The organism is Arcticibacterium sp. GJ41-1 (assembly GCF_055808875.1).
Map to the genome: position 1 here is coordinate 324,496 of NZ_CM147888.1, position 12,546 is coordinate 337,041.

Here is a 12,546-nt window from a genome sequence, read left to right on the forward strand (position 1 = left end):
AATCTGAGAATAAAAATATGAGCGTAGCAACATTGGCCGCAGGCTGTTTCTGGTGTGTAGAGGCAGTTTTTCAAAATCTAAAAGGTGTAGAAACGGCTGTTTCTGGATATATGGGAGGTCATTTAGAAAATCCGTCTTATAAAGATATTTGTACTGGAGAAACTGGCCATGCTGAGGTTTTGAAAGTAACTTTTGATAAAGATATAATAAGCTTTGAGGAATTATTAGAGGTGTTTTTTAAAACGCATAATCCTACTACGTTAAATAGGCAAGGAAATGATGTAGGAACACAGTATCGTTCTTCTATCTTTTATCATGATATGGAGCAAAAGTTGATTGCTGAAGGTATTATCAAAAAATTGACAGAAGAAAACGTTTTTGATGACCCAATAGTAACGCTATTAGAGCCAGTTACTACTTTTTACCCAGCAGAAGATTATCATCAAAACTACTTTAATGAAAACGGGCAAAACCCTTACTGTGCCATGGTGGTAAAACCAAAGGTAGAGAAGTTTAAAAAGGTGTTTGCTAGTCGTTTAAAGTAGGCATTACATTCTGATAACTTTCAGGTAATGGTTACGGTTATTGGCTTTTATGTGTAATAAATGAAAGCCATGACCACCTTTAAGTTGAAGATTTACCACATAAGCACCTTGTCTGTAATCGGTTTTTTTGAGAAGAACGCCATAGGGCTTTCCTTTGATATCAAATTGGGTAATTTCAATTTTGGCGGCTACATAAAGCACCATACTTAAAGCAATTTTTCCATCAACTGTAGGGTTTGGAAAAGCTTTAAAAACGTCTTGTTCCGATACATTATAAGGGCTGTATGGGTTGCTAGGAGAACGTGGGTCTACATTGATCTCGGGAATAACAGGCTGTGCAGGTAAAGAGTCGTCTTTTTCGGTATCTTTTAAAAAGCCTACCTGATCTATTAAAGCGAATTTTCCCCCTAAAATCTCCTCAGTAAAGAAAGAAGATGCTCCAAACCAAGTTCTTAGCACTTCTTGATAAATGCTTTGAAAGTCGTATCGGTAGGCTAGGTTTTCATGGTCATAGAAAGGGAGAAAGGCTACATTCCCACCAAAGGTTTGACCCTTTACTTGGTCACCAAAAGCAAACATCACATTAGAAGTACCGTGGTCTGTACCTTGACTTCCGTTTTCGTATGGTCTTCTTCCAAATTCCGAAACGGTCATTCCTATTACCCTTTTTGAATGACCAAGAGCCTCTATATCAGACTGAAAAGAAGCAATGGCATCACTCATTTTTTTAAGGAGCGAGCTATGAACGCCTTCTAAACCACCCTGCCCAGAGTGTGTATCAAATCCGCCAAGACTTACAGAATAGACTTTGGTTTTTAAACCTCCATCAATAAGTCTAGCAACCAATTTCATTTGGTTTGAAAGCCCGTCGTTTTGATAGGTTTCTGTATTCTTTCCTTTATCAAAAGCCTCTTTTACAGACTTTGAAAAGTGATTTATTTTAACTCCAACGTCGTTTATATAGTCAAACTCTTCAGAGAAAAGAGAGTTTTCATCAACGTCAATTTTTTCGCTTTCTACTTCTTTCCCTCTTTCAAATAACTCTTCTGGGTCTTCAAGTAAAATTGCATTTTCTTCTTCCTGACCTTGAAACATCAGTAATGGACTATCTCCTACATGAATACAATATGGACTTTCAGGAAGGTTTTCGTTTTTATATTGGTCAAAATACCTTCCTAACCAGCCGGTAGAAAGGACTTGTCCGTCAGACTGAGGTACTATTCCAGAAAACCAGATGTCTGTAGACCTAAAATGTGAAAGATTTGGTTTACTATATCCTACGCCTTGTATTACTGAAAGCTTACCCGCCTCATAAAGCCCGTGCATGCCGCCTTTTACCCCGCTTCCTAATGAAGGATGCATGGCAGAGCCATCTTTAGGGTCTGCAAAAGGTAGGCAGACATTGTTAGGAATACTTATTCTTGGCCTGAAACGATTGTAATAATCTGGCCATTCAAAAGGTACAATGGTGTTTATAGCGTCATTGCCACCAAATAGCTGAACCACTACCAGAATATTGTCGTTTTCTTCTCCTACTTGGTACAGCGAGTTAAAAGAGGATAAGTTTATATCTCCCACCTTCATGGTTCCAATGGCTCCAAGTCCGGCAGATGTGTTCTTTATGAATTTTCTTCTGTCCATATTAATTCAAATAAAAATCGGGGAGTTTAAACATGGCTTTTAATAATGCTTTGACACGAAGCCCAGCGTTTTCTTTGTTTTGTGCTATTTCTGGCCACTCATAGTAAGGGGCTCCGCCAAGAAGTACGTTTTCAAGCTTTTCTATTCTTTCGCTGTTTGGTAGCTTGGCGAGCAACTTGAGAGAGATATCTTCCACCAAGGCTCTCGACTCAAAAAAGCCTCCATTTTTAGCAGCCCACTCCCCTATCTCTAAGTTAGTTTTAGCCGTAATAATCTTACTATACTCGTGAATATAAGCAGGTAGTGTTTTAGTAGTTATCCAATTTCTGTAACCCGTCCAGCCGCTAACATTCGGGGGATTTAATGGTTCTAAACCAAATTCTTTAGACCACTTATTGAGTTGATTTGTTTCAATTCCAAAGTGGTGTGAGAAGGAAATAAGGTTCTCGAGATGGTTTTTTATTTGTACGCCTCTATTGTTTACATCAAAAAAGTGTTTGCTGGTCAATAACTTAACTAACATTGTTTTAAGATTAAAACCTGAGTTTCTGAAGTGCTCTGCTAACTCGTTAATTAGACTGTTTTCTTCTGTAATAGGTTTGCTATAAACAAAGTAATTGTATAAATTAATGGCCATAAATTTAGAAACAGCCTCACCTTTTTGCTCTAAAATAACAGCTGAGAGTTTTTCAATGGCATTTTTATAGGCATTGTCTTTATTGACTTCATAGTCAACTGTAAATTTAACTCCAAATACTTCCTTTTCGTCTGTACTATAGTCGCCAGGGTTAAAGTAAGGCTTATATAGACTATTGTCTTCAATAAAGTGACTCGCCTTCCAGCCAGTTAAAACCTTGGCGGCTTCTCTAATGTCATCTTCTGTATAGTTTCCATCATCTATTCCTATTGAAAAAAGCTCAAATAGCTCACGAGCATAGTTTTCATTTGGAGCTTCACGCACATTTTCGTTCCCATTTAGGTACATCAGCATGGCACCATCAACAGTTACTTTCTCAAGGAAAAGTTTGAAATTTGGCAAAAATAGGGTTCTAAACAGTTCATTTTGTCTGTAAATCCACTGTGCTGCTATTGGTTCGTTTCCTTCATACTGCGTGGTAAAGTGACCATGCCACATGAAAGTTACTTTTTCCGAAAGACTTTTGGTGTCGGCCTTCATCAGGTTTACCCACCAATCTTTTAGAATATCGTTTTGATGAAAGTGTGTTTCTAGATTGAAAGTCCTTTCCATTTGATATGCAGGACTTCCTGGCCCAAGTAAGTTAGGATTTCTGAAGCCTTGATTTAAATCGAAATTTGGTACAGGTTTATTTAAAGAGGGAGCATTATTTATCAATAAATTGACAGCCTCTTTTGCCGATTTACCTACAAGTGTTTTTGCGAAAGTATCATCTACAGAGAAGCAGCAACGCCTCAGAAGATGGTATACGTCTGCAATGTCTAAAGGAGTGGTATGCTCATCAAGGCTGTTAACGGCCAGTTGATTTGAACCACCTAAAAGACTATTAAAAAATGCTCGCCTGCTAGTAGGATTTGCCATTAAAATCTAAAATATTCTAAATTGCTAAGTTAGCTGTTTGTAAGGTCACTCTTTAATTTGGAAGCGATATTTTACCCATATAAAAAGAACTTCCATTTCCGCTTGGTTTTTGGAAGCCTGTTTTCCCTGCTAAAGTTTCATTGGCTAAAGCCGCAAAAAGAACAGCCTCTTTAGCATCTCCTGAAATGCCTAAGACGTCCATTTTGTCAATAACGATATTAGGAAGCCTTTGTTTTATTAATTCTACAATCAAAGGATTGTGCATTCCGCCCCCACTTAGGTAAATGTTTGTTTTATCTTCTAAAGCCACATTTTCTATGATGCAGTCACATAAGGTATCTGCCGTAAAATGGCATAAAGTATTTAGAACATCTTCTTTACTTAAATTTCCAATTAATGGGTCGATATAGCTTAAATTAAAGAGTTCTGGCCCTGTTGTTTTAGGAATAGACTCTGTGAAATAAGGGTGTTCTTTTAGTTTTTTGAGCAATGTTTCATTCAGCTTTCCCTTTTTAGCTATTTCTGCATTATCGTCAAAGGGAAGGTTGAAATGCTTCTGGACATAGGCATCAATAATTGTGTTCCCAGGCCCAGAATCGGTGGCAAAAACTTTGTCGAAATTGCCGTCTGAGGGTAGGTATGTAAAGTTGGCTATCCCTCCGATATTTATTAAAACTCTGTTTTCTTCATTTGAAGAGAAAAGTAGATAATCTCCATAAAGAGCTAATGGAGCACCTTCGCCACCTGCAGCACAGTGTTTTTGTCTAAAGTCAGAAAGTGTAAGTATGCCTGTTTTGATAGCAAGGTGATCGCCATCTCCAATTTGCAGGGTGCTGTTTGGGTATTTTTCTAAGCCGTGAAGCCTTTTTGGTTGATGCATCACCGTTTGCCCATGGCTAGCGATTGCGTCAATTTCAGAGGCGTTTATAGCCCATTTTTTAAGGCAACTATTAACCATTTCTCCGTGCATATTCCCTATCCAAGGGTTTAGCATGCATAACAATGGAAAATCTATGTTTTGCTTTGCAAAGACTTTTCTTATTTCGGACTTGACGCTTTTGTCAAAAGGAACAGTTTCAAACTCAAGAAGTTCTACGCTTGTTTTTTGACCAGCGTTATGAAATTTGCACAAAGCCACGTCTAGCCCATCCATGGATGTTCCTGACATCAAACCAATGATAAGTCGAGATGGCTTTTGGCTAACTTGATAGAGCTTTTCAATCTGTGGGTTCATGCCACAAACTTAATAAATCTTAAGCTCAAAAAATGCTTGCATTAAGCATTCATATCTTCTACCCATTTGAAACGATCGTCTGGAGAAAACTTCCATGGAGACATGCTAGTTTCTAAGTTTTGGAACATCATATTCCACGACTGAGGGGCTTTAGACTCTTCCATGACGTTGTATCTACGCAGCTCTAAGATAATATCAAGAGGGCTAATTTGAATAGGGCAGGCCTCTACACAAGCATTACAGGTGGTGCATGCCAATAATTCTTCCTCTTTGATATAATCACCATTTAACGACTTCTCATCTTTGAAATCGTAACCATTCTTAAGCCATCCTTTCTGAATATCTTCCAAACGGTCTCTGGTGTCCATCATAATTTTACGTGGAGAAAGGGCTTTTCCTGTTTGATTTGCTGGGCATTGCGAAGTACACCTACCACACTCTGTACAACTGTAAGCGTCCATAAGGCTTTTCCAGCTTAAATCTTCAACGTCTTTTGCACCAAAACGGCCAACCTCTTCTGTTTCATCACCAGGTTGCTCTAGTTCCATCATGATTTTAACCTCTTTGGTTACCGCAGGCATATTGTTCATTTCACCTCTTGAGCCAAGGTTGGCAAAATAGGTGTTTGGGAAAGCCAAAGCGATGTGAAGGTGCTTAGAGTAAGTTACGAATAGAGCAAAGGCCATAATGCCCAAAATATGGAACCACCAAGCAGCTCTTTCTGTAAACACTAGAAAGCCAGAAGAGAAATTATCTAGTATCGGAATTAAGGTTTGACTAATTAGAAAGTTGCCTGTATTTGCCTCGGCAAAGTGACCTACTCCCCTACTTTGGAGGATGGAGTCTGCAGCGTTCATTTTTAAGAAAGCCATCATAAGAGCTATTTCAAAAACAAGAATAATATTGGCATCCATAGCTGGCCAGCCGTTCATTTCGTTTGATGAGCTCGGGTGAAGTCTTTCTATCTTTAATACATTTCTTCTTATTAAAAATATAACACAAGCGAGTATTACGCCCACAGCAAGTATTTCAAAAAAGTTAATTACGACAGGGTAAAAAGAACCTAATGGTTCAGCTAGAACACGGTGTGTTCCAAAAATACCGTCAATGACAATCTCTAAAACTTCAATATTTATTAAGATGAAACCTACATAAACTAAGAAATGTAAAATTCCTACCACTGGTCTGTCAAACATCTTTTTCTGTCCAAATGCTATTAGGAGCATATTTTTGAAACGTCTAAAAGGTTGGTCTGTTCTGTTTTCCGCTTTTCCGAGCTGAATGGTCTTCTTTATAAGGAAAACCCTGCGTAGAATTAAATAGGCGGCTGTACCTAAGGCTAGAATAAAAACTATTTGAGATAAATAGGCCATGGAATTAGGGTTATGTTTTCTTTTTAAAAATAGTATGCTTGCATACTATACAAAGGTCATAAAAATGCTGGAAATAAAAAAGAAGAATATTTTTTATGAGTTTTTGCAAAATTGTTTGCGTAGAATAACTTTTTCTTTACTTTTGCATTCCCTTAGCAATAAGGCAGGTTGGTGATGTAGCTCAGTCGGTAGAGCAAAGGACTGAAAATCCTTGTGTCGGCGGTTCGATTCCGTCCATCACCACTTCAAAGCTATCTCGAAAGAGGTAGCTTTTTTTGTTTCAAGAGAAATAGTATAAAAAATTGGGAGAGCGGTTCTCCCGATAGCTATCGGGACCGTCTATCACCACAGAAAGGAAGGTTATCTCAACAGAGGTGGTCTTTTTTTTTGATCGAGTTTTTGAATATGTTACACTACAATTACATTATCTTTTCATTAAAACTGAATAAGTTTTATGTAGGAGAGACAGCTTATCCTAATGAGGGATTAAAAGAGCATAACAAAGGGAAGTATGTAGGTTCTTTTACAAAACAGAGTTCTGATTGGGAGATATTTTTAACAATAGAATGTGAAGGACGTGAGCATGCGTTGAAAGTAGAGAAGAAGATAAAGTCTATGAAATCAACTAAGTACATTAAGAATTTAAAGCAATATCCAGAGATGATTCAGAAGTTATTAAACATATAAAGTTCGGCGGTTCTCCCGATAGCTATCGGGACCGTCCATCACCACAGCAGAAAGGCCGTCTCGAAAGAGGTGGTCTTTTTTGTTTTTGAAAATAACATTAATTGCTATATTTTCTGCTTGGCTAGCTAGCGAAGAAATATTTGAAACTAAGTGGCGTGAGTCACCTAATCAAGTTTTTTTATTTGTTCTATAATTAATATTCCACCTCCCTCATCCGCACCGCGGTCAGCTAAAATACCATAGCCAGAAAGAGCATATTTTTCACCTAATTTGAAGTCAAAGTTTGTAAGATCTAGACCACAATTGGTTTTGGTATAACCAGCATAGCTGTAGTCGTTTGAAACAAAGTATAGAGCAGTTGAGCCACCAGCTTGGCCTCCATATTTTATTTCAAACTCGGTGTTTTCTAATTTTCGTGCTTTAACCACATCTCTTAAACTAAATTGGGCATATAAACCACATTCTTTTTGTACCTTTTCCAAAACGTATTCTTCCAAAGACTGTGGTTCTGTTTCTTTTCCACAGCTCATAAAACCAAGAAATAGTAAAATAGCTAAAAAGGGAATTGTTGATTTTTTCATAATCTTAATGTGTGATTTGTTCTTTTTTATCAAGGACGCTTTAGATACAAAAAAAGAAGAAATCAAGCATTTAAACAATTCAAAGTTTCCCTTTTAGCCTCGTTGAATATTATTAACTTTTGATAGAAGTGAGAAATATAGGAGAAAGTAATCTGCTGAATTTGGAGGGAAAAACCATTGAGAATCCTCTAAGTTGTACTTTTTAAAGAGATCGTCTTTTTTTGTTGATATTTTGAAGAGAGCACTACTTTCCCTTGCTTTGTATACATTCAAAATTATTGACATATGAAAAAAACAATCTTCGCTCTTCTTCTTGCTTCATCTATTTGGGCTTGTAGCTCTGAAAAGGAAGCTGAAGTATCTGAAATGCAACAAAAAGTAAACGAATATGCCGAGTTTACATTAACGGCCGACTTGAGTCATCTGTCTGAAAATCAGCAAAAAATAATTCCAATTTTAATAGAGGTAGCACAGATAATGGATGACATTTTCTGGAAAGAAGCTTATGGAGATAAGGGTGCTTTACTGAATAGTTTGACTGACGAGGCCGCTAAAACATTCGTAAAATATAATTATGGTCCATGGGACAGGTTGGGTGGTAATGAACCATTTTTAGAAGGAGTTGGTCCAAAGCCAGCAGGAGCTCAGTATTATCCTCAAGATATGACAAAGGAAGAGTTTGAAGCCTTTGAGTCTGATGATAAGAGGAGTCTTTATACCCTTATAAGACGTGATGAAAATGGTCAACTTTATACAGTGCCTTATTATGAGGCGTTCAAAAAAGAGGTGGAGCGAGCTTCTGAGCTGTTAAAAGAGGCAGCTTCTTTGACAGAAGATGTTGGATTTCGTAGGTATTTAAATCTTAGGTCGGAAGCATTATTGACAGATGATTACCTAGAAAGTGACATGGCATGGATGGACATGAAGTCAAATAAAATTGATTTTGTGGTAGGACCTATTGAAAATTATGAAGACCAACTATTCAATTATAAAGCCGCACATGAGGCTTATGTGTTGATAAAAGATACGAAATGGAGTGAAAGGTTGGCAAAGTTTGCTTCTTTTCTTCCTGAGCTTCAAGCTAATTTACCTGTGGAGGCAGCATATAAAACGGAAAAGCCAGGAACAGATTCAGACCTGAATGCTTATGACGTCATCTTTTATGCGGGCGACTGTAACTCTGGTGGTAAAACTATTGCTATTAATCTTCCTAACGATGAACGTGTACAGCTAGAAAAAGGAACACGTAGGTTGCAGTTAAAAAATGCAATGAAAGCCAAATTTGATAAAATTTTGTTACCGATTAACGAATTATTGATTGATGCTTCGCAGCAAAAACATGTCACATTTGATGCGTTTTTTGCCAATACAATGTTCCACGAAGTGGCTCATGGCCTTGGTGTAAAAAACACCATTAATGGAAAAGGAACGGTAAGACAAGCTCTAAAAGAGCATAGTTCGGCACTGGAAGAAGGAAAGGCGGACATTTTAGGGCTTTATATGGTTACCCAACTTCATAAAAAAGGAGAAATTGATGGGGAGTTGATGGATTACTACACCACTTTCTTGGCGGGTATTTTTCGTTCTGTGAGATTTGGTGCTACCAGTGCACATGGCAAAGCAAACATGATAAGGTTCAACTATTTCAAAGAGCAAAACGCTTTTAGCTATGATGCTCAAAAAGGAACTTATAAAGTCAATTTTGAAGAATTTCAGCAGGCTATGAATTCTTTATCAGAGAAAATATTGACCCTTCAGGGAAATGGAGATTATGAAGGCGTAGGAAAGCTATTTGACGAAATGGGCGTAGTTGGAGCGGAGCTTCAAAAAGACTTAGACAGGGTTGGTAATGCTGGAATACCAAGAGATATAGTCTTTAAACAAGGCGTAGAGGTATTGGCTTTGTAGACTAAAAAATATGTTTGGAGTGTTTTAGGCAAGAAAATTGCAAAAAGGAAACTGTTTTAATGCAAAACATTCTCTTTTTTGCAATTCAATTATTTATTCCAAAACTTTCTAATTAAAAAAATGAGCAGAAACATTCAAAAAATTTCCACACTATTCTTAGTATCAATATTGCTTTTTGGTTGCTCCAAATCAGATGATAATGATGTAGAACCAACAACAAATATTTCATTCGTTATAAATGGACAAGAGTATGCTCTTGACGCTGGTTTGATTGAAAACTATGGTGAGACGGACATAGATGTATATGACTTTGATATTACATTATACTCATCAGCAGTTACAGTGGTAGAAGAAGACGGTGAGTATTATGAACTTGCTGGAGAAGGAAATGCATTATATTTTGATTTTGCAACTAATACTGAAAGTGACTTAGCTCCAGGTACATATTCTTACAGTGAGGGATATGAGGCTGGTACTTTTGCAGTAGGAGCGGCACTAGCTGACGCAAATTTTACTGCTGGAACGGGAACAGATTATTTCGTTGAGTCTGGAAGTGTTAAGGTTGAAAAAGAAGGTGACACGTATACAATCACATTTGATGTAACACTAGATAGTGGAGAGAAAATGACTGGTTCATATACTGGCGTATTAAAGCTTTACGATTATACGAGTGCTTCTGCAATTAACGCAGGAAGTCGTAAGTCGAAGTAACATTAAAATAAATTCTATAAAAAAGGGCTTGGTAGAATTAACTGCCAAGCCTCTTTTACTTTTTGGGTTATTTAAAAGTCTGTAAATTCAGAAGGTCTGTCTTATTCAAATTGATAAGCGAAATATTGAATTTGTTCTGAATCAATATTCTTAATTCCATGTGGCACTTCAGATTCTACGTAATAGAAATCTCCTGTTTGTGCTTTCACAATACCATCACCTAGTTCCATTTCTGATTTTCCGGTGGTTAGCAAAATGATTTCTGCAGCTCTGTGCGTATGTGGTTCATGGCTTTTAATACCTGGGTTTAGGTTTGTGACATGCATTTCCATTCGTTTGCAGTGTGCCGTAGGTCTGTCATAAAATTTTCTAATTCCACCTTTGTTATGGGTTTTGTAAGGTACATCACCCCAGTTTTGTAGAGCACTTTTTCCTGCGTTTTGGTATTTTCCATCTCTTGACTGGTAGCTCATGACATAAAAAGAACTTTCCTTTTTCGCTTTTAAACGCAAGGCATCTTGAGGCATTAGGAGAGCAATACTTCCTGCCCCCATGGTTTTAGTTTCACCATTAAGCGAGAAATTAATTTCGCCCGATTTCACTATCACCAGCGTTTCCATAACAGCATCAGAAATTGTGTGATTTAGCTTCTTTTTAGAAACTAGAGTTTCATGCTCATGTGTGAAAAATCTCTAGTAGAGCCATCAAAAAAGGTTTTAACTAAAAGGTTGCCTGAACCCTCCGCTGGAGTATTGTCGAAAGAATAAGCTTTTGACGCCACTTGAGCCATGCTTTGAAAAGCAAACAATGTTATCAAAACGAACGAGAATAGTGCTTTTTTCTTCATGAGGGTTCAGGGTTTAAATTGTTTTTAATTTCCTTTTAAAGCCATTTCAAGAGCCTTGGTGGTGGTGTAATATTTTGTAATCATATTTGGAACCTCCCATGCCGGCATATTTCTGTTTTGAAGGTATTCAAGGTACTTCTCTGTGACACGTGCAAAATGAGCTTCGTGGCCTTCTTTGTAATGATCTGGAATCAGTACTACATACTCATCACCTTGTTTTTCAAAACTTACACCTGGGAAGGTTTTGTCTATTGCCTCAAAGGCCGCTGTTAAATCAGCCTCAGTGGTTTCGCCAAGCGTTTGAATATATAGCGTAGGTTTGAAGCCTTGCTCCTCCCCTTGTCTAATAATCAAGTTAGCCTTGGTTCCTCTCATAATGGAGTAATGCGTATCTCCAGCACCTTCAGGGGCTTTGTAATTCCAGATTACAGATACTTTGGCATGTACACCATTGATGGTATAGTTAATCTCTCCGTTTGAGTATGAGCTCAGTTTATCGTCTGCTATATAGGGCGATAAATAATCTGGGTATTCGTCTAATTTAGTAACTTTTTGAAAATCGTCTTTTGTAAGTACTGTAGGCCATCTTTTAGCTTCTAAAACATTGACAGCGTTGGTGTCAATAATTTGTTCCGGAAAACACTCCCACTGCACTAGGTCAACCAAATGCGTGGTAACATCTACTATTCCCTCACCTTCCTGTGTTACGTCAAAAAACCATGCTGGTCTGGTAAGTGGTGAGCCAGAAACATACTTAAAGAAATGATGAACAGACTCCTTTGTAACTGCTGGATTTTCAATAGTTCCTTTTTCTAATTCTCCAAAAACGGAAGGAATTTGAGAGAGAGCTTTTTGAAGCATGGTGCTTATTTCAAACCTTTCGGTCATGATATCATAAACAAGCAAGTCTTTCTCTTTCGCCGTTTTGAAAGTGCTTTTCAATAGTTCAAAGCCTGCAGGATTGATAACCATCGGCTTGTCGGCAAAAACGTTGAAACCGTTGTTAATTGACTCAGAAATATATTCTGTTTTCTTCTTATTGTTACCAGCTAACATAACTACGTTACCTGCTTTTTCTGATAGCATCTTTTCAAAGAAATCATCGCCTTTATAGACCACTGAGTTCCATGAAGTTGGCTTTTCATCTCTTGTATTATAGCTATTAATTTTATCAAGATGCAGGTTTACATCAGGACTATCTGGAGCATAAATGTGTACCGTGCTGTCCACAGAGTCATACATTGATTTTTGAACCAATGCTGAGTGAAAGTGACCAGGGTCTAGCGTTATAAGCTTGAATTTAGAAGCTGTTTCTGTAGTATCGGAGGTCGCACAAGACATAACGATTAAGGAAGTCGAAAGACTCAACAGGAGTTTAGATTTAAACATTTTCAAAGAGTAAGTTTATCGAGGTAAGGTTTTGAAAAAAGGTCAAGCAGAAAAGCTTGACCTTCAATGTGA

Annotated in this window: 12 protein-coding genes and 1 tRNA gene; 5 read left to right on the forward strand and 8 right to left on the reverse strand. The window is 37.5% G+C overall.

Translation table 11 applies throughout. The annotated features are described in order from the left end of the window. Nucleotides 1-17: 17 nt before the first annotated feature. On the forward strand, nucleotides 18-545 hold the full coding sequence (gene msrA / locus AC0L6O_RS01375) for a peptide-methionine (S)-S-oxide reductase MsrA (RefSeq protein ID WP_473305730.1): 528 nt from the start codon (nucleotides 18-20) through the stop codon (nucleotides 543-545). 3 nt (nucleotides 546-548) lie between these two features. Here the strand turns inward: msrA and AC0L6O_RS01380 are convergent, their stop codons facing one another. The 4 genes from AC0L6O_RS01380 to AC0L6O_RS01395 are packed head-to-tail and all read right to left on the reverse strand — an operon-like array spanning nucleotide 549 to nucleotide 6,351. After that, nucleotides 549-2,186 carry a DUF1501 domain-containing protein gene (locus AC0L6O_RS01380; RefSeq protein ID WP_473305732.1) on the reverse strand — a complete coding sequence of 546 codons (1,638 nt, stop codon included), beginning with the start codon at nucleotides 2,184-2,186 and terminating at the stop codon, nucleotides 549-551. Nucleotide 2,187: 1 nt separating this feature from the next. Next, a complete protein-coding gene (locus tag AC0L6O_RS01385; protein ID WP_473305734.1) occupies nucleotides 2,188-3,744 on the reverse strand; it encodes a DUF1800 family protein in 1,557 nt (518 codons plus the stop codon). A 52-nt stretch (nucleotides 3,745-3,796) separates the two neighbouring features. Then, nucleotides 3,797-4,978, reverse strand: a complete 1,182-nt coding sequence (locus tag AC0L6O_RS01390) for an anhydro-N-acetylmuramic acid kinase (protein WP_473305736.1) — start codon at nucleotides 4,976-4,978, stop codon at nucleotides 3,797-3,799. Between the two features lie 41 nt (nucleotides 4,979-5,019). Beyond that, a complete protein-coding gene (locus AC0L6O_RS01395; protein ID WP_473305737.1) occupies nucleotides 5,020-6,351 on the reverse strand; it encodes a 4Fe-4S dicluster domain-containing protein in 1,332 nt (443 codons plus the stop codon). A gap of 170 nt (nucleotides 6,352-6,521) precedes the next feature. Between AC0L6O_RS01395 and AC0L6O_RS01400 the strand changes: the two genes are divergently transcribed. Further along, a tRNA-Phe gene (locus tag AC0L6O_RS01400) sits at nucleotides 6,522-6,594 on the forward strand. A gap of 162 nt (nucleotides 6,595-6,756) precedes the next feature. Next, on the forward strand, nucleotides 6,757-7,038 hold the full coding sequence (locus AC0L6O_RS01405; protein WP_473305738.1) for a GIY-YIG nuclease family protein: 282 nt from the start codon (nucleotides 6,757-6,759) through the stop codon (nucleotides 7,036-7,038). A gap of 164 nt (nucleotides 7,039-7,202) precedes the next feature. On the opposite strand, the gene AC0L6O_RS01410 is transcribed toward AC0L6O_RS01405, so the two are convergent. Further along, complete coding sequence (locus AC0L6O_RS01410) at nucleotides 7,203-7,619, reverse strand: hypothetical protein (protein WP_473305739.1); 417 nt, start codon at nucleotides 7,617-7,619, stop codon at nucleotides 7,203-7,205. Between the two features lie 285 nt (nucleotides 7,620-7,904). Between AC0L6O_RS01410 and AC0L6O_RS01415 the strand changes: the two genes are divergently transcribed. Both AC0L6O_RS01415 and AC0L6O_RS01420 read left to right on the forward strand, forming a co-directional pair. Continuing rightward, nucleotides 7,905-9,527: a dipeptidyl-peptidase 3 family protein gene (locus tag AC0L6O_RS01415; protein ID WP_473305741.1), complete on the forward strand. Its 1,623-nt coding sequence runs from the start codon at nucleotides 7,905-7,907 to the stop codon at nucleotides 9,525-9,527. Nucleotides 9,528-9,647: 120 nt separating this feature from the next. Then, nucleotides 9,648-10,238 carry a hypothetical protein gene (locus AC0L6O_RS01420; RefSeq protein ID WP_473305743.1) on the forward strand — a complete coding sequence of 197 codons (591 nt, stop codon included), beginning with the start codon at nucleotides 9,648-9,650 and terminating at the stop codon, nucleotides 10,236-10,238. Between the two features lie 101 nt (nucleotides 10,239-10,339). On the opposite strand, the gene AC0L6O_RS01425 is transcribed toward AC0L6O_RS01420, so the two are convergent. From AC0L6O_RS01425 to AC0L6O_RS01435, 3 genes are read right to left on the reverse strand one after another with little or no spacing between them, the layout of a single operon-like run. Beyond that, nucleotides 10,340-10,858 (reverse strand): cupin domain-containing protein, encoded by a 519-nt coding sequence (locus AC0L6O_RS01425; protein ID WP_473305744.1) that lies wholly within the window; start codon nucleotides 10,856-10,858, stop codon nucleotides 10,340-10,342. 41 nt (nucleotides 10,859-10,899) lie between these two features. After that, nucleotides 10,900-11,085 carry a hypothetical protein gene (locus tag AC0L6O_RS01430; RefSeq protein ID WP_473305746.1) on the reverse strand — a complete coding sequence of 62 codons (186 nt, stop codon included), beginning with the start codon at nucleotides 11,083-11,085 and terminating at the stop codon, nucleotides 10,900-10,902. Between the two features lie 24 nt (nucleotides 11,086-11,109). Next, nucleotides 11,110-12,474: a putative oxidoreductase C-terminal domain-containing protein gene (locus AC0L6O_RS01435; RefSeq protein WP_473305748.1), complete on the reverse strand. Its 1,365-nt coding sequence runs from the start codon at nucleotides 12,472-12,474 to the stop codon at nucleotides 11,110-11,112. Nucleotides 12,475-12,546 lie beyond the last annotated feature (72 nt).